At 77.0% G+C, this 26,630-nt stretch carries 24 protein-coding genes; 9 read left to right on the top strand and 15 right to left on the bottom strand.

The annotated features are described in order from the left end of the window. The first annotated feature begins 4 nt into the window (after positions 1-4). The 4 genes from IPO09_04330 to IPO09_04345 all read left to right on the top strand — a co-directional run bounded on the left by IPO09_04330 (position 5) and on the right by IPO09_04345 (position 7,627). The gene (locus IPO09_04330; GenBank protein MBK9516578.1) at positions 5-2,707 is read left to right on the top strand and encodes a TIGR03960 family B12-binding radical SAM protein; all 2,703 of its coding nucleotides are present in this window, start codon (positions 5-7) and stop codon (positions 2,705-2,707) included. A gap of 199 nt (positions 2,708-2,906) precedes the next feature. Next, complete coding sequence (locus IPO09_04335) at positions 2,907-5,720, top strand: Rne/Rng family ribonuclease (GenBank protein MBK9516579.1); 2,814 nt, start codon at positions 2,907-2,909, stop codon at positions 5,718-5,720. Between the two features lie 168 nt (positions 5,721-5,888). Further along, a complete protein-coding gene (locus IPO09_04340) occupies positions 5,889-7,136 on the top strand; it encodes a YihY family inner membrane protein (protein MBK9516580.1) in 1,248 nt (415 codons plus the stop codon). 152 nt (positions 7,137-7,288) lie between these two features. Next, positions 7,289-7,627 carry an integration host factor subunit beta gene (locus tag IPO09_04345; protein ID MBK9516581.1) on the top strand — a complete coding sequence of 113 codons (339 nt, stop codon included), beginning with the start codon at positions 7,289-7,291 and terminating at the stop codon, positions 7,625-7,627. A gap of 77 nt (positions 7,628-7,704) precedes the next feature. Here the strand turns inward: IPO09_04345 and IPO09_04350 are convergent, their stop codons facing one another. From IPO09_04350 to IPO09_04400, 11 genes are all read right to left on the bottom strand, one after another. Beyond that, positions 7,705-9,843, bottom strand: a complete 2,139-nt coding sequence (locus tag IPO09_04350) for an FHIPEP family type III secretion protein (GenBank protein ID MBK9516582.1) — start codon at positions 9,841-9,843, stop codon at positions 7,705-7,707. Next, a complete protein-coding gene (locus IPO09_04355) occupies positions 9,840-10,874 on the bottom strand; it encodes an EscU/YscU/HrcU family type III secretion system export apparatus switch protein (protein MBK9516583.1) in 1,035 nt (344 codons plus the stop codon). The genes IPO09_04350 and IPO09_04355 overlap by 4 nt, the downstream gene beginning before the upstream one ends. After that, the gene (locus IPO09_04360) at positions 10,871-11,641 is read right to left on the bottom strand and encodes a flagellar biosynthetic protein FliR (GenBank protein MBK9516584.1); all 771 of its coding nucleotides are present in this window, start codon (positions 11,639-11,641) and stop codon (positions 10,871-10,873) included. The genes IPO09_04355 and IPO09_04360 overlap by 4 nt, the downstream gene beginning before the upstream one ends. After that, on the bottom strand, positions 11,638-11,904 hold the full coding sequence (sctS, locus tag IPO09_04365) for a type III secretion system export apparatus subunit SctS (protein ID MBK9516585.1): 267 nt from the start codon (positions 11,902-11,904) through the stop codon (positions 11,638-11,640). Before sctS ends, IPO09_04360 begins: the two co-directional genes overlap by 4 nt. Further along, entirely contained in the window at positions 11,901-12,593 is a 693-nt protein-coding gene (locus tag IPO09_04370; GenBank protein ID MBK9516586.1) for an EscR/YscR/HrcR family type III secretion system export apparatus protein, read from the bottom strand. The genes sctS and IPO09_04370 overlap by 4 nt, the downstream gene beginning before the upstream one ends. An 8-nt stretch (positions 12,594-12,601) precedes the next feature. Beyond that, the gene (locus IPO09_04375) at positions 12,602-12,964 is read right to left on the bottom strand and encodes a flagellar biosynthetic protein FliO (protein ID MBK9516587.1); all 363 of its coding nucleotides are present in this window, start codon (positions 12,962-12,964) and stop codon (positions 12,602-12,604) included. Further along, a complete protein-coding gene (locus tag IPO09_04380) occupies positions 12,961-13,944 on the bottom strand; it encodes a FliM/FliN family flagellar motor switch protein (protein MBK9516588.1) in 984 nt (327 codons plus the stop codon). The genes IPO09_04375 and IPO09_04380 overlap by 4 nt, the downstream gene beginning before the upstream one ends. Before the next feature lie 35 nt (positions 13,945-13,979). Then, positions 13,980-14,405 (bottom strand): hypothetical protein, encoded by a 426-nt coding sequence (locus IPO09_04385; protein MBK9516589.1) that lies wholly within the window; start codon positions 14,403-14,405, stop codon positions 13,980-13,982. Continuing rightward, positions 14,402-15,115 carry a secretion protein gene (locus tag IPO09_04390; GenBank protein ID MBK9516590.1) on the bottom strand — a complete coding sequence of 238 codons (714 nt, stop codon included), beginning with the start codon at positions 15,113-15,115 and terminating at the stop codon, positions 14,402-14,404. The genes IPO09_04385 and IPO09_04390 overlap by 4 nt, the downstream gene beginning before the upstream one ends. 139 nt (positions 15,116-15,254) lie before the next feature. Then, on the bottom strand, positions 15,255-15,605 hold the full coding sequence (locus IPO09_04395; GenBank protein MBK9516591.1) for a hypothetical protein: 351 nt from the start codon (positions 15,603-15,605) through the stop codon (positions 15,255-15,257). 11 nt (positions 15,606-15,616) lie between these two features. Next, complete coding sequence (locus IPO09_04400; protein MBK9516592.1) at positions 15,617-16,102, bottom strand: hypothetical protein; 486 nt, start codon at positions 16,100-16,102, stop codon at positions 15,617-15,619. Positions 16,103-16,262: 160 nt separating this feature from the next. Here IPO09_04400 and IPO09_04405 point away from each other — a divergent pair, with 160 nt between their 5' ends. Beyond that, positions 16,263-17,585 (top strand): DUF1704 domain-containing protein, encoded by a 1,323-nt coding sequence (locus IPO09_04405; protein ID MBK9516593.1) that lies wholly within the window; start codon positions 16,263-16,265, stop codon positions 17,583-17,585. A 22-nt stretch (positions 17,586-17,607) separates the two neighbouring features. Here the strand turns inward: IPO09_04405 and IPO09_04410 are convergent, their stop codons facing one another. The 3 genes from IPO09_04410 to IPO09_04420 all read right to left on the bottom strand — a co-directional run bounded on the left by IPO09_04410 (position 17,608) and on the right by IPO09_04420 (position 20,163). After that, positions 17,608-17,838: a hypothetical protein gene (locus tag IPO09_04410; GenBank protein MBK9516594.1), complete on the bottom strand. Its 231-nt coding sequence runs from the start codon at positions 17,836-17,838 to the stop codon at positions 17,608-17,610. Then, a complete protein-coding gene (locus IPO09_04415; GenBank protein ID MBK9516595.1) occupies positions 17,816-18,271 on the bottom strand; it encodes a phosphate-starvation-inducible PsiE family protein in 456 nt (151 codons plus the stop codon). The genes IPO09_04410 and IPO09_04415 overlap by 23 nt, the downstream gene beginning before the upstream one ends. A gap of 149 nt (positions 18,272-18,420) precedes the next feature. Further along, on the bottom strand, positions 18,421-20,163 hold the full coding sequence (locus IPO09_04420) for a gamma-glutamyltransferase (protein MBK9516596.1): 1,743 nt from the start codon (positions 20,161-20,163) through the stop codon (positions 18,421-18,423). A gap of 221 nt (positions 20,164-20,384) precedes the next feature. Here IPO09_04420 and IPO09_04425 point away from each other — a divergent pair, with 221 nt between their 5' ends. Both IPO09_04425 and IPO09_04430 read left to right on the top strand, forming a co-directional pair. Then, the gene (locus IPO09_04425) at positions 20,385-20,792 is read left to right on the top strand and encodes a hypothetical protein (protein MBK9516597.1); all 408 of its coding nucleotides are present in this window, start codon (positions 20,385-20,387) and stop codon (positions 20,790-20,792) included. 64 nt (positions 20,793-20,856) lie between these two features. Then, a complete protein-coding gene (locus IPO09_04430; GenBank protein ID MBK9516598.1) occupies positions 20,857-21,243 on the top strand; it encodes a PilZ domain-containing protein in 387 nt (128 codons plus the stop codon). A gap of 322 nt (positions 21,244-21,565) precedes the next feature. Here IPO09_04430 and IPO09_04435 read toward each other — a convergent pair whose 3' ends face one another. Then, positions 21,566-22,681 carry a VIT1/CCC1 transporter family protein gene (locus IPO09_04435; protein MBK9516599.1) on the bottom strand — a complete coding sequence of 372 codons (1,116 nt, stop codon included), beginning with the start codon at positions 22,679-22,681 and terminating at the stop codon, positions 21,566-21,568. Positions 22,682-22,810: 129 nt separating this feature from the next. On the opposite strand from IPO09_04435, the gene IPO09_04440 reads away from it, so the two are divergent. Both IPO09_04440 and IPO09_04445 read left to right on the top strand, forming a co-directional pair. Beyond that, positions 22,811-25,447 (top strand): chemotaxis protein, encoded by a 2,637-nt coding sequence (locus IPO09_04440; protein MBK9516600.1) that lies wholly within the window; start codon positions 22,811-22,813, stop codon positions 25,445-25,447. 259 nt (positions 25,448-25,706) lie between these two features. Beyond that, positions 25,707-26,525, top strand: coding sequence for a hypothetical protein (locus tag IPO09_04445; protein ID MBK9516601.1), 819 nt, complete (start codon positions 25,707-25,709; stop codon positions 26,523-26,525). Positions 26,526-26,630 lie beyond the last annotated feature (105 nt).

Raw genomic sequence — 26,630 nt, forward strand, 5'->3', positions numbered from 1 at the left:
AACCATGACCGACCTCAGCAGGCGCCTCGCGCCGCTCCCCGTCACGCTCGACGACCTCATCCTCCACGCCGAGAAGCCGACCCGCTACGTCGGCTGCGAGTTCGGCGCGGTGAAGAAGGACCTGGCGCAGGCGCGGGTGCGCTTCGCCCTGGCCTTCCCGGACACCTACGAGGTCGGCATGTCCAACCTCGGCTTCCGCCTGCTCTATCACCTGCTCAACGACCAGCCCGGGCTGGCCTGCGAGCGGGTCTTCCTGCCCTGGCCGGATCTCGAGGCCATGCTGCGCCAGCGCGGGCTGCCGCTCTTCACGCTGGAGTCGCGCGCCGGCGTGCGCGACTTCGACCTGCTCGGCATCACCCTGCAGTTCGAGCTCTGCTACACCAGCGTGCTGGCGCTGCTCGACCTCTCGGGCATCCCGCTGCTGGCCGCCGAGCGGACCGATGAGGACCCCATCGTGGTGGGCGGCGGCCCGTGCGCCTACAACCCCGAGCCGGTGGCCGACTTCTTCGACTGCTTCGTGGTGGGGGAGGGCGAGGAGGTGGCGGTGGAGCTGGCCGAGCTGGTGGCCGCCTCCGGCTTCCGGCGCGGCGGGGCCACGCGCGCCCAGGTGCTGGAGCGGCTGGCGCGCCTCCCGGGCGTCTACGTGCCGGCCTTCTTCGCCCCGCGCTACGACCCGGCCTCGGGCACCCTGGCGGCCATCGACGCCCTGCTGCCCGGCTACGAGAAGGTGGAGCGGCGGGTCATGCCCGACCTCGACACCCTCTCGACCTCGGCCTACACGCGCCCGCTGGTGCCCTTCATGGCCACCGTGCACGACCGGCTGCCCATCGAGCTGCAGCGCGGCTGCACCCGCGGCTGCCGCTTCTGCCAGGTGGGCATGATCACGCGCCCGACCCGCCAGCGCAGCCCGGCCCAGGTGCTGGCGCTGGCCGAGACCGGGCTGACCGCCTCCGGCTACGAGGAGGTGGGGCTGCTGTCGCTCTCCTCGGGCGACTACGCCTGCCTCGACCCGCTGCTCGACGACTTCATCGGCCGCTACGAGGGCGAGAAGATCGCCATGTCGCTGCCCTCGCTGCGCACCGAGACCATGAGCGATGGCCTGGCCGAGAAGATCGGCCGGGTGCGCAAGACCGGCTTCACCCTGGCCCCCGAGGCCGCCACCGAGCGGATGCGCGCCGTCATCAACAAGGGCAACCGCGAGGAGGACCTGCTGGCCGCGGTGGGGTCGATCTTCAAGAACGGCTGGTCGACGCTCAAGCTGTACTTCATGATCGGCCTGCCGGAGGAGCGCGACGAGGACGTGGTGGCCATCGCCACCCTGGCGCAGCGGTGCCTCTCGGCGGGGCGCCGCGCCCTGCCCAAGGGCCAGGGCTCGGTGGCCATCCACCTGGGCGCCTCCACCTTCGTGCCCAAGCCGTTCACGCCCTTCCAGTGGGAGCCCATGATCGGCCCCGAGGAGACGCGGCGGCGCCAGGCGCTCATCACCGCCGCGCTGGGCGGCCGGCACGGGGCCATCCAGTTCAAGCCGCACGACCCGCGGCCGTCCTCCATCGAGGGGGCCCTGGCGCTGGGCGACCGGCGGGTCGGCACCGCGGTGCTGCACGCCTACCGGGCCGGGCAGCGGCTCGACGGCTGGACCGAGTGGTTCGACGAGGGGCGCTGGACGGCCGCCTTCGAGGAGTGCCAGCGGATCCACGGCGTCGGGCTGGACTTCTTCGCCCACCGCCGCCGCCGCCTCGACGAGGTGCTGCCCTGGGACCGCATCGACTGCGGCGTCACCAAGGCCTACCTGCAGAAGCAGCTGCTGGCGGCGCGCAACCTGGCCGAGGTGCCGGACTGCGTGCTGGCCCCCTGCACCAACTGCGGCGCCTGCGACCACGAGGTGGTGAAGAACCGGGTGCACCTCCCGGAGGACTACGCGCGGGCCCCGGCGCCGCCGCCGCGCCCGGAGCCCTCGCCGCTGCGCAGCCACGTGCGGCTGCGCTACTCGAAGTCGGGGCGGCTGGTGGCCCTCTCGCACCTCGAGACCATGCACGCGCTCCTCAGGGCGTTCCGCCGGGCGCGCCTGCCCATGGCCTTCAGCCAGGGCTACCACCCGAAGCCCAAGGTCTCCTTCGGCCCGGCCCTGTCGGTGGGCATCGAGAGCCGCTGCGAGCTGCTGGACGTGGAGCTGGTGGGCGAGGCCGACGCCGGGGACGTGGCCGCCAGGCTGGCGCCGCAGCTCCCGGATGGGCTGACCCTGGAGTCGGCCGAGCTCCTCCCTCCGGGGGCCAAGTCGATCGGCGAGACACTGCGTGCCATGCACTATGTCGCCGTTTTCCCTACGGTTCCATGGGGGGACGGCCGGCTCGGCGAGGCGGTGGAGGCCTTCCTGGCCAGCGAGCGCTCGGTGGTCCAGCGGACCCAGGCGCCCAAGAACAAGGACCGGAAGCGTCACCAGAAGATTGCGGGACGCAAGCAAAGAGAGATAGATCTCAAGGACATAGTGACCCACATGGGCGTCGAAGGACCGTGCCGGGTCGCGTTCAGCTTGAGGGTGGACCCAGCCGGCAGCGCGCGGCCAGCCGAGGTGCTGGCGGCGGTGTTCGGTGCAGATGGGGAGCCTCCCGCGGGAGTGAAGCTTCTGAAGGAGGGCGTGAGCCTGGCGAGGACCGAGCGGGATGGGCCACAGGGCCAGCCGCGCGCGCCTCGCTACCTCGACGCTTGAAGTCCAACGAATCGATGCCCCGGGAAGCATGGCCGCGAGCCGCGCGGCCGCCCGGCGCGAAGGGTAGCGACCTCGTGAGCACACGCTCCGAAGACGATTGGCGGAGCCCGGAACCTCCGGGCCTCGCTCGATCGCGGTTGGCCGAGCCGGCCGGCCTCGCTCCCCCTGCGCCTCGGGCCCGGGTGGAGAGGGACCTGCCATGGCCGACAAGAACATCCTGGTGATCAACGCCGCGGGCGCGGAGACGCGCGTCGCGCTGGTCGAGAACGGGACGATCCACGAGTACTACCTCGAGCGAAAGCGCGAGAAGGGGATCGTCGGGAACATCTACAAGGGGCGCGTGGTCCGGGTCCTCCCGGGCATGCAGGCCGCCTTCGTGGACATCGGCCTGGAGAAGGCCGCCTTCCTCTACGTGGGCGACGTCACCGGCGACCCGGACTTCTCGGAGGAGTTCGAGCTCACCGAGGGCGAGCACGCCACCGGCATCACCGAGGTGCCGAGCGAGGAGGAGGCCGCCGAGCAGGAGGCCCGCGTGCAGGCCCTGGCCGACGCGCCGCCCACCGAGGCCGGCGCCGTCGCGGAGCCGCAGGACGGCACGCCCGGCGAGTCCGCCGCAGTGCCCGAGCCTGCCGCCGCCGGCGACGGCTCGCCGACGGAGGCGCTCACCGGCGCCGAGGTCACGCCGGCCGGGCCCATGGACGTCCCGGTGGCGACCAGCGCCGCCCCGGTCGAGGCCGCGCCCGCCGAGGTCGCCGCCCCTCCGGCGGAGCCCGAGGCGCCCGCCGCGCCGGTGGAGGCGGCCCCTGCCCTGGAGCTGCCGCCGCCGCTGCCGCCCCGCCAGGCCCCGCCGGCCGACGAGGTCGCGCCGCCGCGCCAGCCGCTGCTCCTCGAGGCCCCCACCCCCATCCCGCTGCTGGCCGCCCTGCCCGAGCCGCTGGCGCTGCCGGCCAGCACCGGCGAGGCCGGGCCGCAGGACCTCGGCGAGGCCGGCGCAGGCGCCGAGCACGCCTCGCCCCCGGAGGGCGCCCCCGCGGCCGAGGCCGGCGAGGCCGCCCCGTCCGCCGGCGCCATCGCCGCGCCGTCGCGCGAGGCGGCCCGCGAGGCCAAGGGCGAGCGCGAGCGGGGCCGCCGCGGCGGCCGCGACGAGCGCCGCGACAAGGGCGACCGCGAGCGCGGCGACAAGGGCGAGCGGGAGCGCGGCGACAAGGGTGAGCGCGAGCGCGGCGACAAGGGCGAGCGCGAGCGCGGCGATCGCCCCGAGCGCGGCGGCCGCAACGGCCACCGCGACGACAAGAAGGCCCGCGAGCCGAAGAACATCCAGGACCTGCTCAAGGAGGGGCAGGAGGTGATCGTGCAGGTGGCCAAGGATCCCATCGGGACCAAGGGCGCCCGCATCACCAGCCACATCTCCCTGCCCGGCCGCCACCTGGTCTTCATGCCGACGGTGGACCACATCGGCATCTCGCGGCGCATCGAGAAGGACGGCGAGCGCCGCCGCCTGCGCGAGATCGTGGACCGCATGCGCCCGGACGGGACCGGCTTCATCGTCCGCACCGTGGCCGAGGGCGTGGACGCCGAGAAGCTCGAGGCGGACATCCGCTTCCTCATCCAGGTGTGGAACGAGATCATCCGCATGAAGGACAAGGTGGGCGCGCCGGCGCTGCTGCACGGCGACCTCGACCTGATCCTGCGCGCCACCCGCGACCTCTTCACGTCCGAGGTCGGCAAGATGGTGATCGACGACCGCGACGAGTACGAGCGCATCCTGCGCTTCGTGCGCGAGCAGGCGCCGCACCTGGAGAAGTCCATCGAGCTGTACGCCGGCGAGGAGCCCATCCTCGACGCCTTCGGCATCGAGCAGGAGCTGAAGCGGGCCGCCGGGCGCAAGGTCTGGCTCAAGAGCGGCGGCTACATCATCATCGACCAGGCCGAGGCGCTCACCGCGGTGGACGTCAACTCGGGGCGCTACGTCGGCAAGAAGAGCCTCGAGGAGACCATCACCAAGATCAACACCGAGGCGGCCAAGGAGATCGTCTACCAGCTCCGGCTCCGCAACATCGGCGGCATCATCATCATCGACTTCATCGACATGGACAAGGCGCAGAACCGGGACAAGGTCTTCAAGGCCTTGCAGGAGGCGCTGGGGCGCGACAAGGCCAAGACCAACGTCCTCAAGATCTCCGAGCTGGGCCTGGTGGAGATGACCCGCAAGCGCGTGCGCGAGTCGACCACCCGGATGATGAACGAGCCCTGCAGCTACTGCGACGGCAAGGGGCACGTGAAGTCGAAGATCACCATCGCCTACGAGGTCTTCCGGGAGATCCGGCGCGAGGCGCCGCACTTCCCCGAGCCGGTGCTGGTGGTGAACTGCCACACCGAGGTGGGGCGCATCCTGCAGGGCGCCGAGCGCGACGAGCTGCGCTACCTGATGGACCGCTTCAACAAGACCATCCAGGTGAAGTCGCAGGGCAACTACCACCAGGAGCAGTTCGACATCTACGGCCGCCACCAGCGGCTGGAGGAGTCGGGGCCGGGCGGCGCCACGCCCCCGCCGGAGCGCAGCGGCGACCGGCCGGAGCGGGACCGCGGTGAGCGCGAGCGCGGCGGGCGCGATCGCGACCGCGGGCGCAACCGCGGGCGCGGCGGCGGCGGCGGCGGTGGTGGTGGTGGCGGTGGCGGTGGCGGTGGCGGTGGCGGCGGCGGCGGCGGCGGGCGCGGCGGCCAGGGTGGCAATCAGGGCGGCGGGCGCGGTGGCCAGGGTGGTGAGCGTGGCAACCAGGGCGGCGAGCGCGGTGGCCAGGGTGGCGAGCGTGGCAACCAGGGCGGCGAGCGCGGTGGCCAGGGCGGCGAGCGCGGCAACCAGGGCGGCGAGCGCGGCGGCCAGGGCGGCGAGCGTGGCAACCAGGGCGGCGAGCGCGGTGGCCAGGGTGGCGAGCGCGGCAACCAGGGTGGAGAGCGCGGTGGCCAGGGTGGCGAGGGCGGCGGCCAGGGACCTGCCGGCGACGCCTCCTGACGAGGCCTGGTGACGGCCCCGACCGACACCGCAGGAGCCTCGGCGCCAGCCGCCCCGCCGGTCGAGCCCGACGAGGCGCCCTGGCTTGACCGGCTGCGGCGCCTGGCCAGCGCCGGCGTCGACGCGGCCGGCCGGGCCGTGCAGGGCGGCAACCTCCGGGTGCGCGCCATGGCGCTCACCTACCTGTCGCTCTTCGCGCTGGTGCCGGCGCTGCTGGTGGCCTTCTCGGTGGTGCAGGCCTTCACCGGCATGGCGCGCATGGCCGACCAGGTGCACGAGTTCCTGCTCGACAACCTGGCGGTGGGGGCCCGCGCCACGCTGGAGCCCTACCTGGAGAAGTTCGTGGGCAACGCCCACGCCGCCTCGGCCGGCCTGGTGGGCGGCGCGCTGCTGGTCTGGTCGATGGTCTCGCTCTTCTCCAGCGTGGACGAGGCCATCAACGACGTGTGGGGCGTCAGGAAGCTGCGCCGCCTGCGCGACCAGGCGGTCATCTACTGGGTGGGGCTCACGGTGGGACCGCTCCTGCTGGCCGGGTCCATCTGGCTGGGCCACTCGGTGCGGACCTGGCTGGGCGGCACCGGCCTGGGCTTCCTGGCGGTGGCCAGCGGCGTGCTCCTCACCTGCGCCTTCTTCTCCACGCTCTACCTGCTGGTGCCCAACACCAAGGTGAACCTGTGGGCGGCGCTGGGCGGCGGGCTGCTGGCGGGCCTGGCCTGGGAGCTGGCCAAGTGGGGGTACGCCCTGGCCGTCACCCGCTTCTTCCGCTACCACGTCATCTACGGCTCGGTGGCTGCGGTCCCGACCTTCCTGCTCTGGCTCTACGTCTCCTGGACCATCGTGCTCTTCGGCGCCCGGGTGGCCTTCGTGGTCCAGAACGCGCCGGTGCTCTGGCACGGCGGCCCGCTGGTGGACCACCCCACCACCCGCGAGGTGCTGGCGGGCCGGGTGGTGCTGGAGGTGGCGCTGGCCTTCGACGAGGGCGGCGGCGGCGCCGCGCCGGCCGGGACCCGCGGCGGCCGGGGGTCGCCCGACGTGGGCGCGCTGGTGCGACGGCTCGGCGTGCGCGGCGAGGACATCGCCGAGGTGGTCGAGTCGCTGCGGGCGGCCAGGCTGCTGGAGGATCTCTCCGGCGGCGGGCTGGTGCCTGGCCGGCCGGCCGAGCGCATCACCCTGCTCGACGTGCGGCTGGCGGTGCGCGGCCAGATCCCGCGCCACCCCGCCGGCGGCGAGGCGGCGGTGGACCGGGTGCTGGCCGAGGTGGACGCCGAGGCCGAGGCCCGCCTGGCGGCCACCACGCTGCGGGCGCTGTGCGACGAGGAGCACGCCCGCCGCGCGGCCGCGCCCGGCGCGGCGCCGGTCGGCGGCGCGCTGGTGGAGGCCTCCGGCGCCGCGCCGGGTGGCCGCGCCAGCGCCTGATGGACGGGGTGGGGCGGACCTGCCAGGGGGGCTCCCGCCGCCCAGCGACCGGCCATGCCCGTGGAACCCTTGCCGATTTCGGATCCCTCGACTAGACTCGCCTCACTTTTCCAGCGGCTTCCAGAGAGGGGGGCCGCTCACGCGGAGCGCCGATGCTGAAGTCGGACCTCATCAACATTCTGGTCGTGAAGCGCGGTGTGACCCAGAAGCAGGCCGAGGCGACCATCGAGACGATCTTCGACTCGATGAAGGACGCCCTCTGCCGCGGGGAGAACATCGAGATTCGCGGACTTGGCGCCTTCCACGTGAAGCACTACGAGGGCTACCAGGGCCGCAACCCCAAGACCGGCGAGGTGATCCCGGTGAAGCCCAAGCGCGGCATCCTGTTCCGGACCGGCAAGGAGCTGCGCGATCGGGTCAACCGGATCGAGGACGAGCAGGCGCCGGCGCAAGGCGGCGGCGGGACGCCACCGATCGCCGCCGGCTCCTGAGCGCCGTCCTCCGGACCTCGCCGCATCGCCGAAGCGCCCGCTGCCTGGGCGCTTCTCGCGTTTCGGGGCGCCGCGCCTCACGCCACCAGCCTGAGCCGCCCCACCGGCCGGACCGGCTGCTCCGGCGGCAGCTCGTCGTAGGCCAGCACCTGGAGCCGCGGGTAGCGGGGCGCCACCAGCAGGCGCACCGCCCGGCGCACGTCGGCGCTGGCCAGCAGCACCGGCGCCTCGCCCGCGCCCTCGATGGCCGCGGCCAGGGCGTCGAGCAGGCCGGCCGCCTGGTCCGGGGCCAGCGCCGGGTGCTCGCCGAGCAGCGAGGACCGCACCAGCCCCTCGGCCTCCGGGTCGAGCAGGAGCGCCACCAGCGCCCCGCCCCGCGCGGCCCGGTGGCCGATGTGGCGCCGCTGCGCCCGCCGGGCCGCCGCGGCCAGCGCCGCCGCCCCGCGCGGCGCACCGCCGGCCTCCAGCAGCGCCTCGAGCACGGTGCGGAGCGGCCGGATGGGCACGCCCTCCTCGAGGAGCCGGCGCAGCACCTCGGCCAGCAGGGCCGGGGGCACCTGCCGCGCCACCTCGCGCACCAGCGCCGGGGCCGACGCCTCCAGGCCGTCGAGCAGGACCTGCGACTCCTGCAGCCCCATGAGCAGCGCGGCCTGGCGAGAGAGCTCGGCGCCGCAGGCCTCGGCCACGCGCTCCAGCGGCGCGCGGACCGGCCCGAGCGCCGCGGCCCGCTCGCCGTCGGCGGCGGCCACCAGCGCGGCGGGGCGCCCGCTGCCCTGGTCGAGCGCCGGCACGAAGGGGACGCCGGCGAGCAGGAGGTCGTCGGGCGGCGCCAGCGCCAGGAGCTCCCCGGGGGCGGCGCGGCCGCCGGCCGCGGGCACCTCGTGGATGAGCAGCACCCACTCCCCCTCGGCCAGCGCGCCGCCGCGCACCGCGAGCGGCGGCACGGGCACCCCGAGCTCGCGCCACACCTGCTCGCGGAGGGCGGGCAGCGCCTCCGCCAGGAAGCGGTCCCCGCCGTCGCGCACCAGCTGGAGCAGGTCGTGCGAGAGCTCGAGCACCAGGGCCGGCTCGGGGGCCTGACCGGGCTCCGCGGCGTCCGACGGGAGCACCCCGACGCCGAGCAGCGGCGGCGCTGCCGCCGGCAGCACCCGCGCCAGGCCGCCGGGCGGCCCCGGGGAGGCCCGGGCCCACGGCGGCAGCCAGGGGTGGGCCCCCGCACCTGCCGCCGCCGGCCGCCACCAGCCGGGCCGGCCCGGCCACGCCAGCGCCAGGGCGCCGGCCGCCAGGGACAGGAAGGGCAGGGCCGGCAGGCCCGGCGCCGCCGCCAGCGCCAGCATGAGCGCGGCCACCGCGCCCAGCGCCCGCGGCTCCGCCAGGAGCTGCCGCCCGAGCTCACCGCCCAGCCGGCGCCCCTCCTCCTCGGCCGCCACCCGCGTCACCGCCAGCCCGGCCGCCACCGCCGTGAGCAGGGAAGGGACCTGCGCGGCCAGGCCGTCGCCCACCGCCAGCAGCACCGCCCGGCCGGCCGCGTCGGCCAGCGTCCGGCCGCGCAGCAGGCCGGCCGCCAGCCCGCCGGCGGCGTTCACCAGCACGATGGCCACGCCGGCCACCGCGTCGCCCTTCACGAACTTGAGGGCGCCGTCCATGGCGCCGTGCAGCTGGCACTCCCGCTCCAGCGCCCGGCGCCGCCGCGCCGCCTCCTCGGCGGAGAGCAGCCCGGCCCGCTGGTCGGCGTCGATGGCCAGCTGCTTGCCCGGCAGGGCGTCGAGCGTGAAGCGCGCCGCCACCTCGGCCACCCGCTCCGCCCCCTTGGCCACCACCAGCAGCTGCACCAGGGTGAGCACGGCGAAGACCACCGCGCCCGCCACCGGGCTGCCCTGCACCACCACCCGCCCGAAGGCCTCGATGACCCGCCCGGCCTCGCCGCGCGTCAGCACCAGCCGCGTGGAGCTGACCGAGAGGGCCAGGCGCAGCAGGGTGGTGAGGAGCAGCAGGGCCGGGAAGGTGGCGAAGGCCAGCGCGTCGCGCGACAGCAGCGTCACCGTGAGCAGGGTGGCCGAGAGCGCCAGCGAGAGGGCCAGGCCGGCGTCGAGCAGGGCCGGCGGCACCGGCGCCACCAGCAGCACCACCACCGCCAGCACCGCCAGCGCGAAGAGCACGTCGCCGGACCCGCGCAGCCGGGCCAGCAGGGCGTGCAGGGCGTCGAGGGCGCTCACGCCGCGCCCCCGGCCGGCGCGCCGTAGAGGTGGGCCAGCACCGCGGCGGCGGCGTCGTAGAGCGGCTCGGGCAGCTCGTCGCCCACCTCGGCGAGCCGGTGGAGCGCCCGCGCCAGCGCCACGTCGCGCACGATGGGGACGCCGGCCCGCCGCGCCTCGGAGCGGAGCCGGCGCGCGGCCGCGCCCCGCCCCTTGGCCACCACCCGCGGGGGCTCGTCCCGCTCGCGCCGGTGGAGCAGGGCCACCGCCACGTGGGTGGGGTTCACCACCAGGCAGGTGGCGCGAGCCACCGGCGTGGCCTCGAGCAGGGCCCGGTGGCGGCGCCGCCGCTCGCCGCGGTGGGCCGGGTCGCCCTCGTCCTCCCGCTGCTCGCGGCGCACCTCGTCGCGGGTCATGCGCAGCCGGCGCTGGTGGCGCCGCCGGGCCAGCAGGAGGTCGGCGCCGCCGAGCAGCAGCAGGGCCACCAGCAGCCCGCGCAGCAGCGGGGCCAGCACCCCACCCAGCGCCGAGAGCGGGTGGGCGGCGCGCGGCAGCGCGGCCAGCGCGGGCAAGGCCCCGCGGGCCCAGAGGAGCGCCAGGCCGGCCACCAGGGTGGCCTTGAGCAGGCCCAGCCCCACCGCCGCCAGCCGGTCGCCCGAGACCAGGCGGGCCAGGCCGCTGGCCGGGTCGAGCCGCCCGGCGCGCGGCGCCACCGCCGCCGGGGCCAGCAGCCCGCCGGACTGCAGGAGGCCCGCCGCGGCGCCGGCCACCAGGGCGGCCAGGCAGGGCAGGGCGGAGAGCCGGGCCACCGCGCCGGCGGCCTCGAGCAGCGCCGCCGCGGGCGGAGGCTGCTGCCCGAGCGCGGCGCCCAGGCCGCGCCGGAGGAGGCGGGCCGCGGCGTCGAGCAGGGCGGGCCCGGCGGCCGCCAGCGCCGCCAGCCCCGCGGCCAGGGCCACCGCGCCGGTCAGCTCCCGCGAGACCGCCACCTCGCCGCGGCGGCGCGCCTCGGCCAGGCGGCGCGGGGTCGGCGCCTCGGTGCGAGGCCCGCTCACGGCGCGCCCCCGGGCCCCAGCTGCCCGGGCCACCCGGCCGAGAGCGCCACCAGCGCCACCAGGCGGCCGGCCCCGGCGCTGGCCGCAGCGGCCACCACCAGCAGCCCCAGCGCCGCCCGCGCCGGCTGCACCAGCTCGGGCAAGGCCAGCCCCGGCGCCAGCCGGGCCACCGCCGAGACGGCCAGGTCGGCGGCCAGCACCCCCGCCACGGCGGGCGCCGCCACCGCCACCGCCGACGCCAGCACCGCCGCCGCGGCCGAGAGGGCCAGCTCGGCGAGCGGGGTGACGGCCAGCGGCGCCCCCACCGGCGCCGCCGCGAACGAGCCCAGGAGCCCCGCCACCACCAGGCGCGAGCCGCCCGTCAGCGCCGCCAGGGCCACCACCCAGTGGACCAGCAGGTCGCCCAGCGCCGTCTCGTGCTGCCGGATGGGCGCCACGTGCAGCTCGGCCAGGGTGGCGCCGCGGACGGTGTCGGCCAGGCGGCCGGCCGCGCGGGCCGCCTCCACCGGGGCGGTGGACAGCACCGCCAGCGCCGCGCCCAGGGCCAGCTCGCGGGCCGCCAGCGCCAGCAGCTCGAGGCCGGAGGCCTCCACCGGCCGGGCCCCCCCGAGCAGGAACGCCGCCAGCCCCGCGCCGCCGCCCAGGGCCAGCCGGACGACGGGCGGGGCCAGCGGCCCACCCAGGAACGGGGCGAGCGCCGCCACCGGCAGGAGCCGGAGGGCGTGCAGCAGCGCGGCCTCGAGCTGGCCGGGCGCCAGCGCGCTCACGGCGAGCCCCGCGCGGCCAGCGCCAGCACCTCGCCGGCGAAGCGGGCCAGGTGGCCGCCCATCCAGGGCCCGGCCACCAGCAGCGCCGCCAGCACCGCCAGCAGGCGCGGCACCACCCCGAGCGCCTGCTCCTGCACCTGCGTCACCGCCTGCAAGAGCCCGGTGACCAGGCCGGTGAGCAGCGCCGCGGCCAGGGGCGGCGCCGACAGCAGCAGCGCCAGCCAGAGCGCCTCGCGGCCCAGGTGCAGGACGGCGCCGGTCACGGGCCACCGCTCTCGGTGGCGTAGCCGAGGGCCAGCCCCCGCGCCAGCAGGCGCCAGCCGTCCACCGAGACCAGCAGCAGGAGCTTGAGCGGCAGGGCCACCGAGGTGGGCGAGAGCTGGGTGAGGCCGAGCGCCAGCAGCACGCTGGCCACCACCAGGTCCACCACCAGGAACGGCAGGAAGACCAGGAAGCCGGCGGTGAAGGCGCGGCGCAGCTCGGAGACCATGAAGGCCGGCGCCAGCACGGCCAGGTCATCGGGCCCGGCCTCGGCCTGGCGGCCGGGCGGGCGCAGGCGGCGCGCCAGGTCCAGGAAGGCCTCGCGGTCGTCGGCCCGGGCGAAGCGGGCCAGGAACTGCTTGAGCGGTCCGAGGGCCCGCGCCCCGGCCGCCAGCGCGCCCTCGGCGCCGGGCGCCACCGGCTGCGAGGCGGCGGCGGCCCAGGCCGCCTCGGCCACCGGCGCCATCACCGCCAGCGAGAGCACCAGGGCCAGCCCGGTCACCGCGGTGGAGGGGGGCACCTGCGGCGCGCCGAGCGCCGAGCGGACCACCGACAGCACCACGGCGATCTTGAGGAAGGAGGTGCAGGTGACGAGCACCATGGGCAGGAGCGCAGCCGCGCCCAGCAGGAGCAGGAGCTCGGCCGGTCGGGCGGCCAGCGGGCCGGGCGGCGGCAGCGCCAGCGCGGCCACGAGCGGGGTCACGCGGCCTCCCGGGCGCCGGCTCGCCGCGCCTGACCGGCCGGCTCCAGCTCGGCCAGCAGCTCGGGCGCGCCCTCCCCCACGCCCAGCAGGAAGCGCCGGCCGTCCACCTCCACCAGCGCCACCGCGGCCGCGCGCCCCAGGCCGGCGCGGCCGGTCACCCGGAGCCCGGCCCCGGCCGCCGCGGCCGGCCCGCGCCGCCGCGCCAGCGCCGCCACCGCCCCCACCCCGGCCGCGGCCAGGCCGGCCCGGGCGGCCAGCGGCCCGAGCTCGCCCGGCAGGAAGGCCAGCGCGCCGCAGAGGGCGGCGCCGCCCAGCAGCAGCAGGGCCGGGCGCGGCGCGGGCCAGGTGAGCGGGCTCACGGCGCCACCTCCACCGAGAGCACCCGCACGCCCACCGCGCCCTCCACGTCCACCAGCTCGCCGCGCGCCACCGTCCGCTCGCCGAGCCGCAGGGTCACCAGCCCGCGCCGGTCGAGGGTGAGCGGCAGCGTGCTGCCGGGGGTGAGGCGCGCCAGGTCCGCCAGCGTGAGGGGCACGCGCGCCAGCTCCACCTCCAGCATCACCGGGATCGCGGCCAGCGGCTCGTCCATCGAGGTCTCCTCCACCGTGAAGGCGCCCTGGGCCAGCTGGCCGGAGGCGGTGAAGCCGCCCGGGAAGACCAGGCGGTGGCGCCCCCCGGGCGGCGGGTCCACCAGCACCACGTCTCCCGGCGCCAGGGCGCCGAGCTCCGCGGGCAGCAGCGGCGCGCCGCCGCCGCGCAGCGAGGCGAAGAGCGGGAAGCCGAGCAGCGGCTCCGCCAGCACGGCCGGCCCGGCCAGCGCCGCCACCGCCGCGGCTGGCAGGAGCAGCCGGGCGCGCCCCCGCACCGCGCCGGCGCTCACCTCCAGGTCCACCGCCAGCGGCGAGGCTGGCCAGGAGACCCGCCGGGCCAGGCGCGGGGCCAGCCGCTCGGCCACCGGCTCCACCGCCGCCACTCCGTCGAGCGCCGCCAGGGCGAGCAGCTCCAGCGCCGAGGCCTCCAGGGGCGTGAGGGCGCTGGCGCCCGGCGGGCCCCCGCGCTCGCCGGAGAGCGCCGCCACCACCCGGGCCACCAGCAGCGGCTCCACCTCCAGCACCGCCGCGCCGGGCAGGGCGGGCAGCTCGATGCCGAGCACCACCGCCGCCGCGCCAGGCGCGGGGGCGGCCGGACGGGGGCTGCCCGTCACCACCACCTCGAGGCCGAGGACCTCGCCCAGGGCCCCGGCCGCGGCCGCGGCGGCCGCCACCCCGGCGGCCCGCGCGCCGGGGCCGAGGGCGGCGTGGCCACGGGAGCAGGACGGCAGGTCGAAGGGCAGCGCCATGGGGTGACCTCACTCCACGCGGCGTGCCGGCCGGATCAGCCCTGGATCCGGGCGCCACCTTCGGCCGCGGCGACCGCCGGGCGGACCGCCGTCCGAGGCCCGGTCGCGCCGGCGACTCCGGCCACCCCAGCGACTCCGGCCACCGACGCGACCTCGCCCGCACCGGCGCCACCGTCCGCACCAGCGACGTCAGCCACACCAGCGACTCCGGCCGCGCCGTCCGCCTGGCGGGCCAGCCGCGCCAGCACCGGGTGGGCGTCCGCGGCCGGCGGGGGCCCGCCGGCGGGGAGCGCGCAGGCCAGGGCGGCCAGCCGGGCGCGGCGCGGCGCGGCGGCCAGGGTGGCGGCCAGGGCGGCGAGGTCGCGCCGGCCCACCGCCGCCAGCCGGCCGAGCAGCGCCCCAGCCCGCGCCGGGCAGAGCGCCGCCGCCAGCGCCACCAGCCTTCTGTCCTCGGCGGTCACGCGGACCGGGCCAGGCGGCGGCGCTCCCGCCAGGCCAGCCCACCCAGGGTGGCGGCGCCCGCTGCGCCCAGGAGGGCCAGCACCAGCGGGGCGGTGGGGCGGCGCGCCGGCGGCGCGGGCGTGGCCGGCTCCACCCCCGGGGCGATCACCACCGCCACCTGCTCGGGCGAGAGGCCGTCGGCGGCGCCGGCCACCAGCGCGCGCAGCCCGCCCTCCAGCGCGCGGACGGCGTCGCAGGCGGCCGGGCGGCACTTCACCAGGACCGCGGCGCGCGCCGCCGGCCGGGCGCCGGGCCGGAGCGGGTCCTCGGCCGGCAGCCCGAGGTGGACCCGCGCCTCCACCACGCCGTCGAGCGCCTCCACGCTGGCGGCCAGCTCGCCCGCCAGCGCGTGCAGCCAGCGGGCGTGCTCCTCCACCGGGGTGGGCACCACCCCGGCCTGCCCGAAGACCTCCCCCAGCCCGGCCGGGCGCGGCCGCGGCAGCTGGCGCGCCTGCAGCAGCCGCTGGGCGCGCGGCCCCTCGCCGCGCGGCACGGCCACGGTCCAGCCGGCCTCGCTCCCCTCGGACCGCACCTTCACGGCGGCGATGCCGCCCTCGTCGAGCGCCACCAGCACCTGGTTGGCCTCGCGCTCGGCGAGGTCGTGCAGCAGGGGCTCCTCGCCGCAGCCGGCCAGCGCACCGGCCAATGCGGCGAGCAGGAGCGCGCGCAGCCCCCATGCAGGAGCCCGCGGACCGCGCCCGCGAGAGGAGGGGAGCTCGTCGCCTTCTGCCAGGGCGTCCGGCGAGGTCGGGGCCGGGCGCGGAGGCCTCGGCTGGGTGCTGCCTTCCCAGGGGTCCACGGCGGCCTCCTCAGAGCGGCGTGTTGAGCACCTGCTTGAGCCCCGACACCCCCTGCTCGACCAGCTTCCCCGCCACGTCGAGGGCCTGGGTGAAGCGGTGGGCCTCGGCCTGCAGGGCCAGGAGCTCGCCGGCGGTGAAGACCTGGCCGCGCCGGGCGGCCGTCACCACGGCCTCGAGCCGGGCCTGGGCGGCCTCGACGCCGCGGAGCGCGGCCGCCAGCGGGAGCGCGGGCGCCGCCGCAGGCGGCGGGGGCGGGCGGAGCCGGGCCGCCAGGAGGGGGCCGAAGCGGGCCCCGGCCGGCGGCGCGGCGGAGGGGGCGCTGGCCGCGGCGGCGGCAGGGCCGAGGGCGGGGAGGGGCACGGCGGGCGGGCTCAGTGGATGTTGGCGATGGCGGCGCGAGCCGAGTCGTGGCGCACCTTCATGACGTTGGTGAGCGCCGTGAACTCCCGGCTCTCGCGCTGCATCTGCTCCTGCAGCTGCAGGTACTGGAGATTCATGGCCTGCGCCTCCTGCTGCAGCACCCGGGTGGCCTCGAGGAGATCTCCCGCGCTGCCGGCCTCCGCCGCGCCGGCCACGCCCCCGCCTGCCACCGCGGCCGCGCCCCCACCCGCCGCCAGCCGGGCGCCGCCGCCCGAGCCCGCCAGGCCGGCCGCGCCGCCCGCGCCGCCACCCACCGCGCCGCGGACCGCGCCGGCCAGCACCGTGCCGAAGGGGACGGCCGGCGCCGCCAGCTCGACCGCGCCGGCCACGCCCCTGGCCAGCGTGCGGGTGGCCCCCTGCAGCGCCGCCTCGAAGCGGCCTGGGGTGGAGGTGCGCCCGGTGGTGGGCGCGATGGTGATGGACTCGATCCGGCTCATGGCGGGTGCTCCTCCTGGCCAGCGAGGAGAGCAGGCGGCGTGCCGCGCCGCCGGGGCGCCAACCGCCCGGGATCGCTGCCCGCCGGCGCGAGCGCGCCGCGCCACCCGGTCCGCGCGCCGCCCCGGCCGGCCGCGGCGCGGACCGTGCTAGCGTCCCCCGGTGCCGCGCGAGGTCCTCCGCTCCCTCTCCGACGAGATCCTGCAGGCCCAGCGGCCCATCAAGGTCCTGCGCGCCATCAACTGGGGGCCCAGGGTCCACGAGCGGTTCTTCAAGCACGGCGCCCGCGAGCTGCCGCGCCCGGAGTACCCACCGCTGGGCTTCGAGCCGGAGGCCACCGCCCGGGAGCTCGGCCGCATCAAGCGCAAGCTGCGCGGCCGCAACCCGGTGGAGGAGCTGCTGCGGCGCAAGTGCGACGAGCTCTCCGGGCTGGCCCGCATGCTGGGGGCCCGCGGCACCAAGAAGTTCTACGAGCTGTCGCGCCGCCTCTACGGCGACCCGCGCGACCGCTTCCCCGACCACAACGCCGACAACCTGGCCATCGCCAGGCTGTGGGCGGCCCGCCCGCGCGCCCGCGACGAGGAGCCCACCTTCGACGCCGAGGAGGCGGCCCGGCTGGTCGGCGAGCTGTGCACCCCGCTGCTGGGCGGCCACGTCTCGGTGGTGGTGCGCGACCGGCTCACCGCCAACGCCGCCGCCGGCGCCACCCGCATCACCCTCAAGAAGGGGGCCCGCTTCTCGCCGCGCCAGGTGCGGGCGCTGGCCCACCACGAGGGGCTGTGGCACGTGCTCACCTCGCTGAACGGCTTCCGCCAGCCGGTGCTGCGGGTGCTGGGGGTGGGGCTGCCCGGCTCCACCGAGTCGCAGGAGGGCGGCGGCATCGTGGCCGAGTACCTCACCGGCAACATCACCGACGAGCGCTACATCGAGCTGGGCGAGCGGACCATCGCCATCGACATGGCGGCCCGCGGCGCCGACTTCCTGGAGGTCTACCGCTACCTGCTGGCCCGCTTCCCGCCGCAGAAGGCGGCCCAGATGAGCGAGCGGGTCTTCCGCGGCGGGGTGGTGGAGGGCGGCGCCCCGTTCACCAAGGACGCCGCCTACCAGCGCGGCTACTGCCGCACCTTCAACTTCCTGCGGGCCGCCATCGAGCAGCGCGACCTCGACCTGGTGCGCGCCTTCCTGGCCGGCAAGATGCGGGTGGACGACGCCGAGCTGGTGCGCGACCTCATCGAGGAGGGGCTGTGCGTGGGCCCGGTCTTCCTGCCCGAGTGGTTCATCGACATCGACCGGCTCAACGCCATCTGCACCCACAGCGTCACCATGAACCGCTTCAGCCTGCCGTCGGTGTCGCGCTACTACGCGGCCCGGCGCCAGCTGGTGCGTGGCTCGAGGAAGGCGGCCGGGCGGGCGCGCCTGCGCGAGGAGGGCGACTCCGAGGAGCGCCCCGGCCTGGTGGGCGACGACGAGGGCGACCGGGAGTAGCCGCGGCGCCGGGCCCAGGCCCTCAGGCCCAGTGGATCACCATCAGCAGGATCCCGACGGCGAGGCCCAGGGCCAGGAGCTCCCGCCGGCGGCGCAAGAGGAGCGCCCGCAGCCGGCGGACGCCGGGCCGCTCGGCCAGCGCGCGCAGCCGGGCCGGCAGGCGCGGGGGCTCGAGCCGCGCGCCCGCCCAGGCCAGCAGCTCGGGGAGCGGCCGGTGGTGGGCCGTGGGCTCAGCCCGGGTGCGGCGCGGCACGGGCCACCTCCGGCGGGAAGCGGACGGCCACGACGCGGAAGGCCCCGAGCACCGCCAGCAGGGCGGCCACGCCGGCCAGCAGCGCGCCGTCCATGGTGTGGCGGTAGAGCCCGATCATCACCTCGCGCAGCAGGAAGACCACCGCCGCGTCCAGGATGAAGGTGAGCTTGAGCCGGTGCACCTCGAAGTACTCCACCAGGCTCTTCAGCAGCTCGATGACCACGAACATGGAGAGGATGTCGGTCACCACGGTGTCGAAGCCGGTCCCGATGTCCGGGCTCTTGAAGACGTGCCACAGGTCGAGGAAGACGCGCGCCACGCCCATCATCAGCGCCACGATGGAGAGCGGCACCAGCAGCTTCACGATCCAGTCGGTGATGAGCCGGAAGAGCGTGGTGGCCTTCGAGTCGAAGGCGGCCCCGGCCTGTTTCATGGTCCACATCGCTTCACCTCCTGCGCCTTCGGGGGATGACCAGCACCCATCCTCGGCGGCGGGGGTTTAACGCATCGCGTCGGGCGAGATTCCGCCCGACGGTGTGAACATTTCAGGTCCTCAACGAAATCAGCTGGTTGGGCGCGCCCTCAGGGGGCCGCCGGCAGCCCCTCGGCGCGCCCCTCGCTGGCCGCCTCGCGCAGGCCGGTGGCCCAGTCGATGGCGGCCGCCTGCGGGTTGCCGAAGGGCCGGCTGCGGAAGGTGAGGGCGTGGCCGCGCGCCTCCAGCGCCGCGGCCGAGGCGGCGTCCAGGCCGAAGGGCTCCACCACCACCACGTCCGGTAGCCACTGGTGGTGCAGGCGCGGGGCCGACACCGCCTGGGCGAGCGGCATCTGGTCGCCCAGGGTGCGCATGATGATCTGGGCCACCGTGGAGGGGATGGTGGCGCCCCCCGGCGACCCGACCGCCAGCACCACCCGCCCCTGCGCGTCGAAGACCAGGGTGGGGGCCATCGAGGAGAGCGGCCGCTTGCCGGGCGCGGGCAGGTTGACGCCGGTGCCCACCAGCCCGAACTGGTTGGGCACCCCGGCGGCGGCGTCGAAGTCGTCCATCTGGTCGTTGAGGAGCACGCCGGTGCCGGGCGCCACCAGGCAGCTGCCGAAGTAGCCGTTCACCGTGGTGGTGAGGGCCACCGCGTTCCCCTCGGCGTCCACCACCGAGAGGTGGGTGGTGTGGTCGCCGCCGGCCGGGCCGGGCGCGGGCGGGGCCAGCGCCGCCGCCGGGGTGGCGCGCTCGCCCACCGCGGCGCGCAGCGCCAGCGCCGCCTCCGGCCGGCACAGCTCGCGGGCCGCGGCGTCGGCGGAGGGCAGGAAGGCCGGATCGGCGAAGCGGCCTGCCCGCTGCGCGTAGAGCCGCTTCTCCACCTCCACGAAGGCGTGCAGCTCGGCCACCGGGCGGTAGCCGGCCGAGGGCGGCGCCTCGTCGAGCGCCTGCAGCAGCGCGATGACGATGGCCCCGCCGGCCGACGGCGGCGGGACGCTGGCCACCTCATGGCCGCGGTAGCGCCCGCGCAGCGGCACCCGCTCCACCGTCCGGTAGGCCGCCAGGTCCGAAAGGGTGAGCACGCCGCCCTGCGCCCGCACCGCCGCCACCAGCCGCTCGGCCAGCGGCCCGCGGTAGAAGGCCTCCGGATCGCGCCCCAGCAGCCTGAGCGTGCGGGCCAGGGCCGGGCGCCGCAGCGTGTCGCCGGCCAGGAGCGGCTGGCGCGCGCCGGCCTCGGCCGGGTCGCCGGCCCCGGGCGCCCGCCCCGCCGAGCCCGCCTGGCCCACCGCGCCCGCCGGCGCCGCCCGCAGGAACTCCGCCGAGGCGCCCGGATCCGCGCGCAGGCAGGCCAGCACCTCGCGCGCAGCCAGGGCGTGCTGCCGCCCCACCGCGAAGCCCCGCTCGGCCAGCCGGGCCGCCGGCTCCACCAGCCGCGGCAGCGGGAGCCGGCCGAAGCGGCGCGCCAGCTCGGCGTAGCCCTTCACCGCCCCGGGCACCGCCACCGAGAGGCCGCCCTGGCGCGAGCGGCGCGGGTCCACCTGCCCGTCCACCAGGAACATGTCGGGCGTGGCGGCCTGCGGGGCCACCTCGCGGAAGTCGAGCACCGTGAGCGTGCCGGCCTTGGCCAGCCAGACCAGCGCGAAGCCGCCGCCGCCGATGCCGGAGGACTCGTTCTGCACCACCGAGAGGGCGAAGGCGGCCGCCACCGCGGCGTCCACGGCGTTGCCGCCGGCGCGCAGGGCCTCGGCCCCCGCCTGGCTGGCGAGCGGGTGGGCGGTGGCGATGGCCCCCTGGCGCGACAGCGCCGAGGCGGCCAGCACGAGGGCGAGGAGCGAGGTCTGCATCGGCAGAGCCTGCCTCGCCCGGGGGCGGCGCGCGAACATTCCGCGGTGGCGCCCGTCCCGGGGTCCGCCGCCGGGGCGGGGGAGGTAGGTGGCGCTGGTCCGCGCTCGCACCCGACCGACCGGTGATTCCGACCTCCGGGACCCTGCGGTGGCTTGTCCGGCGAGGTCCGGACCGGGTAGCGTTCTCGGCCGCCGGGGGGCACACGCAGTCGTCAGGGAGGCCTTGGATGCACGTCGGCTGGAACCAGTCCCTCGCCACCGGCATCGAGGAGATCGACGCCCACCAGCTCGAGCTCTTCCGCCGCGCCACCCACCTCGTGGAGGCGGCCCGCTCCCGCCGGGCGCCCGAGACGCGGGCCCACCTGGCCCGCCTCGCCGAGGTGGCGGTGGTGCTCTTCGAGACCGAGGAGCGGACCCTGCGGGAGGTCGGGGCGCCCAGCCTGGAGCGCCACGCCCTGGAGCACCGCCGCTTCCTCGACGACCTCGAGGTGGTGTCGCACGAGCTGGCGCGCCGCGGCGCCGACGCCCTGGTGGACCTCGGGGTGGCGCGCTTCGTGGCCTCCTGGCTGGAGGCGCACGTGAGCGGCACCGACCGCGACCTGGGCCAGGCGGCCGGACCCGAGGCCAGCGCCTGAGGTCCCCTTCGAACCGCTTGCCGCCGGCCCCCGCCACCGGCGAGCATGGGCCCGAGGTGAGACCATGACCAGCCAGCCCGGCCACGCCGCCATCCGGCGCTTCTCGCGCATCACCTTCCACAGCCCGGCGGTCCTGGACCTGAAGGTCCGGCGCCTCGACTGCGAGGTCCACGACGTCTCGCTCAAGGGCGCGCTGGTGGAGCTGCCGGCCGGCGCGGCGGTGAAGGCCGGCGACACCTGCGCCCTCGTCATCCGCCTCGACGCCGGGGACAGCCAGATCCGCATGGACGGCGAGGTGGCCCACGTCAACGGCCGCAAGGTGGGCGTGAAGTGCGACGAGCTGGACCTCGAGTCCATCGAGCACCTGCGCCGGCTGGTCGAGGTGAACCTCGACGACGAGGCCGTGCTGCACCGCGAGCTGGCGGCGCTGGTGGCCGAGCGCGACTGGTAGCGGCGGGCCGCCTCCGGCGGGTCGGGGTGTCAGGTCCGGGCCGGCGCCCTGTCCACAAGGTGAGCGGCAGGCGTCCGCTCACCTGGACCCGGGAGGCCGCCGTGACGTCACTCGCCGCCGCACCGCGCCGCCACGGGCTGCCGCACGCCGGACTCCCCCGTTGGCGTCAGCTCCTCCGCTGGCTCGAGCGCCTGCGCGCCCTGGTCCGCGCCCTCAGCGTCACCGCCCTCACCCTGCTCCTTGGGGCTGGCGCCACGACCCCTGGGTGCCCTGGACCCGGTGCGCCGGGACCCGGCGTCCTCGACCCGGCCGGGACCGGAGGCTACGTCACCGTGGCCCCGAAGGCGCGGCCGACCGCGTAGGTGATCCCGGCGGCCAGCGCCGCCAGCCCCAGCATCCGCGCCGCCGAGCGGGTGATGGAGGTCCCGGAGAGGAAGCCCACCAGGCCACCCACCCCGGCCAGCACCAGCCCGGCCAGCACCGAGGCCGCCGCCACCGCCGGCGTGCCGGAGGTGAGGAGGAAGGGGGCCAGCGGGACCAGCGCGCCCACCGAGAACATCAGGAAGGAGGAGAGCGCCGCGCCCATGGGGGAGCCCAGGTCGTCCGGGTCGAGCCCCAGCTCCTCGCGCACCAGCGTGTCGGCGGCCGCGGCCGGGTTCTTGAGCAGCCCGGCCGCCACCCGCGAGGCCTCCTCGGTGGAGAGCCCCTTCTGCTTGAAGATCAGCGCCAGCTCGGCCGCCTCCTCCTCCGGCGCCTCCTCGATCTCGCGCCGCTCCAGCTCCACCTGGCGGGTCAGGAGGTCGCGCTGCGAGGCCACCGAGCTGTACTCGCCGGCCGCCATGGAGAAGGCGCCCGCCAGCAGGCCGGCGAAGCCGGTCAGCACCACCGTGTGCGGATCCACGCCGGCGCCGGCCACCCCCAGGATGAGCGACAGGTTGGAGACCAGGCCGTCGTTCATGCCGAAGATGGCGGCGCGGATGGAGCCGGCCCGCCCGGAGGCGCCGTGCCAGCGCTCGCGCACCGCGATCAGCTCGCGCGCGCCGGTGGGCTTGTCCTTGCCCATGCCGACCAGCACCACCCGGTGGGCCCGCTCCTCGTCGGCGATGGCGGAGGCGTCGCCGCCCTGGGCGTCGTACTTGTCGGCGTCGCCGGCCTCGGCGTCCAGGATCATGGGCACCACCGCGTCGGAGCCGAGCCGGCGCCCCAGCCAGATGAGGGCCCGGACGCGCGAGGAGGGGCGGTCCGGCGGGAGGGCCACGCCCAGCTTCTCCAGCTTGCGGATCCAGATCTCGGCGTGGCGCCGCTCGGCCTCGGCCAGCTCGCGGAAGCTCTGCGCCTTGCCCTGGTCCTTCTCGTGCCTGGCCAGCCCCTCGTAGAGGGCGGCGCCGTCCCGCTCGTCCAGCAGGTTCTGCAGCCACAGGTCGGTGCGTGGTTCCATGGCGCGGAATGTACCCGCCCCTGGGGCCGCCCGCCCCATCCTGGCGGTGAGGTTCGGCCCCTTCGGGCCGGTAAGGATCGTGCAAGGAGGGGGGGGGCGGGCCACTCGGCCCTGTCACGGGTGGGGACGATGCGACAGCTGAAGACGCGGACCAAGATCTTCCTGGGCTTCGGTGCGGCGCTGGTGGTGGCGGCCGGGTTGACGCTGTCTGCCTGGGTCGGCCTGGCCAGCCTGGGCGCCCAGCTGGAGCTTGCGACCGAGTCTCAGCTGCCTGAGGCCCGGGCCCTGGCCGGCGTCGAGTCCGGGTTCAAGGACGCCCAGCGCTTCCTCAACGCCCTCGGGCTCTCCCGCTACACCGGGGTGGTGCTGCAGTCGGAGGACTGCCGCGACTGCCACGGCGACTCCACGGTCTTCGACGAGGGCGCCGATGGCGCGCTGGCGCGGGTGGCCGCCGGGATCGAGGCGGTGGACGCCCTGCACCTCTCGGCCGCGGTGAAGGCGGCGTGGCCCACGGTGCGCACCGACGCCACGGAGTGGCTGCGCCGGGCCCGGCTGCTGCGCGCCACCCTGACCGAGCGGGCCCGCCTCACCGCCGCAGGTGGGATGGAGACGCCGGCGGGCAGGGCCGTGGAGGCGCGGCTCTGGATCGAGTGGCGCGAGCTGCACGACCTCTCGCTGCCGATGGAGCAGGCCATCGCCACGCTCCTCACCGCGGTGGGCGCCGAGGCCGAGGCCACCCGGATCGGGGCCGACCAGGCCCGGGCGCGCCAGGGCCAGGGGCAGCTGATCGCGCTGGGGCTGGCGGCCGTCCTGCTGGTCGGCCTGGGGGTGGTCATCGGCCGCTCGCTGGAGAAGGCCATCCGCGGGCTGGTGGCGCAGACCGAGCAGCTCACCGCCGCCGCCGCCGCCGGCCGGCTCGACGTCCGGGCCGACGAGGGCTCCGTGCCCGAGGAGTTCCGGCCCATCGTGGTCGGCTTCAACGGCACCATGGCGGCGGTCTCCGCGCCGGTGGAGGCGGCGGCCCAGGCCATGGGGAGCATCGCCCAGGGCGACATCCCGGCCCGGCTCGACGCCCCCTGGCAGGGCGACTTCGCCCGCATCCGCGACGGCGTCAACGCCGTCATCGACTCGGTGTCCGGCCTGCGCGACGGGCTGGGCGCCCTGGCGGCCGGCCACGCCGCCGGCGACACCGGCGCCCGGGTGGACGAGGCGCAGTTCCAGGGGGCCTACCGGCAGCTGGCCGCCGGCGTGAACGGCTCGGTGGGGCTCTACGTGGAGCTGCTGCAGGAGATCCTGGCCATCCTCACCCGCTACGCCGAGGGCGACTTCAAGCCCGAGCTGCGCCGCCTGCCGGGAAAGCTGGTGGCCGCCAACCAGGGGCTGGACCTCCTGCGCGGCAACCTGGCCCGCTTCTCCGGCGACGTGCAAGCCCTGGCCGCCGCAGCGGTGGCCGGGCGGCTGGCCACCCGCGCCGACGCGGCGCCCTACCGGGGCGACTGGCGGTCCCTGGTGGCCGGCGTCAACGCCACCCTGGACGCCGTCACCGGGCCGCTCGGCGCGGCCGCGGCCTGCGTGGACCTGCTGGCCCGCGGCGAGGTGCCGGCCCAGTTCGCCGAGCGCTGGCCCGGCGACTTCGACACCCTGAAGGTCAACCTCAACCGCTGCATCGGCGCCATCGACGCGCTGGTGGAGGACGCCGACCAGCTGGCCGGCGCCGCCGTGGCCGGCCGGCTCACCGCCCGCGCCGACGCCGGCCGCCACCAGGGCCAGTACCGCCACGTGGTGGAGGGCGTGAACCGTACGCTCGACGCGGTCATCGCACCGGTGGGCGAGGCCGCCCAGGTGCTGGAGCGGCTGGCCGGGCGGGACCTCACGGCCCGGGTCACCGGCCACTTCCAGGGCGACCACGCCCGCATCACCACCTCGGTGAACGGCGCCGCCGAGGCGCTGCACGACGCCCTGGCCCAGGTGGCCGGCACGGTGGACCAGCTCAACGCCTCGGCCGGGCAGATCGCCTCCTCCAGCCAGGCGGTGGCCAGCGGCGCCTCCGAGCAGGCCTCGGCCCTCACCGAGACCACCAGCAGCCTGGAGGCCATGGGCGCCCTGACCCGGCGCACCGCCGAGCACGCCTCCGCCGCCGACACGCTGGCCCACACGGCCCGCCGCTCGGCCGAGGACGGGGCCGGCGCCATGCAGAAGATGAGCGGCGCCATGGTGCAGGTGCGCGCCGCGGCCGAGCGCACCTCGGTGATCATCAAGGACATCAACGACATCGCCTTCCAGACCAACCTGCTGGCGCTCAACGCGGCGGTGGAGGCGGCCCGCGCCGGCGACGCCGGGCGCGGCTTCGCGGTGGTGGCCGAGGAGGTCCGCTCGCTGGCGCTGCGCAGCAAGGAGGCGGCCCAGAAGACCGAGGCGCTCATCCGCGAGTCGGTGAAGCAGGCCGAGGCGGGCGAGGAGGTGAGCCGCGAGGTGACCGTCCGCCTGGCCGAGATCGCCTCGGTGGTGGGCAAGGTCACCGAGACGGTGGCGGCCATCACCGAGGGGACCAAGGAGCAGGCCGGCGGCATCGACCAGGTGAGCCACGCCATGGGCGAGATGGACAAGGTGACCCACCAGAACGCCGCCAGCGCCGAGGAGTCCTCCTCGGCGGCCAGCGAGCTGGCCAGCCAGGCGCAGGCGCTGGAGGGGATGGTGGGGGCGTTCCAGCTCGACCGGGGCCAGGCGCCCGGGGCGAAGGGAGCGCCGCGGCGGCTGAAGGGCTGAGGTCGAGGTCGAGGTCGCGGTCGCGGTCGCGGTCGCGGTCGAGGTCGAGGTCGCGGTCGGGATCGCGGTCGAGATCGCGGTCGGGATCGCGGTCGGGATCGCGGTCCCAGTCGCCGTGGTCCGCTCTCCCTCTCCCCCACACCGTGGGGGAGAGGGCCGGGGTGAGGGGGCCGCCCGGGATCGGGGCCGAAGTCGCTGCCGCTGCCGCGGTCCCCACGGGGTCCTGTCCCCGGCTTCGCCGCGGTGCTTGGATGGCGCCGTGCTCCCAGACGCCCACTACGCCTTCACCGCGCAGCTCCTCGAGCGGCTGGCCGCCGACCCCGACGTCCTCGGGCTGGTCACGCTCGGCTCCACCTCCGGCCTGCCGCCGCTGCCCGACGCCTTCTCCGACCACGACTTCTTCGTGGTGACCCGGCCCGGGGCGCAGGAGCGGCTGCGCCGAGACCTGGGCTGGCTGCCCGACGCGGCCGGGATCGCGCTCTCCTTCCGGGAGACGGCCCACGGCCTGAAGGTGCTCTACGGCAGCGGCCACCTGGCCGAGTTCGCCGTCTTCGACCTCGACGAGCTGGCCCTGGCGCGGATCAACCGCTACACCGTGCTGCTCGACCGGGCCGACGTGGGCCCCAGGCTGGCGCAGGTGCGCCGCGCCACCGAGGCGGCGGCGCCCGGCCCGGTGGATCCCGCCTGGGAGGCCGGGCAGCTCCTCACCAACCTGGTGGTCGGCGCCGGGCGGTACGCCCGCGGCGAGCGGCTCTCCGGCCACACGCTGGTGCGGGTGGGCGCGGTGTCCCATCTCGTCACGCTGCTCCGCGCCGGCCTGTCGCCCGAGGCCGCCGGTCCGCTCGACGACCTCGACCCCGTGCGCCGCCTGGAGAAGGCCCTGCCGGCCGAGGCCGCCGAGCTCGACCGCGCGCTGGCGCTGCCCGTGCTCCAGTGCGCCCGCGCCGTGCTGGCGCTGGCCAGGCACGTCCGGCCGGAGCTCTTTCCTCCACCGGCGCTGGCGGCGGTGGAGCGGCAGCTGGCGCGCTCGGAGGCCGCGGCCGGGTCGGGCGGGTCCGGGGGCGCGGCGACCGGGTGAATGGCGCCGCTCGCGGCGCCGTCTCCAGGCTGGCGGCGGCGGACCGCAGCCCCGGTTCGACCGGGCCCCGAAGGATCAGCCCCGCCGGGGGCGCCACGGGGGGGC

Source organism: Anaeromyxobacter sp., from assembly GCA_016718565.1.
In the GTDB taxonomy this organism is placed as follows: Bacteria; Myxococcota; Myxococcia; order Myxococcales; family Anaeromyxobacteraceae; genus JADKCZ01.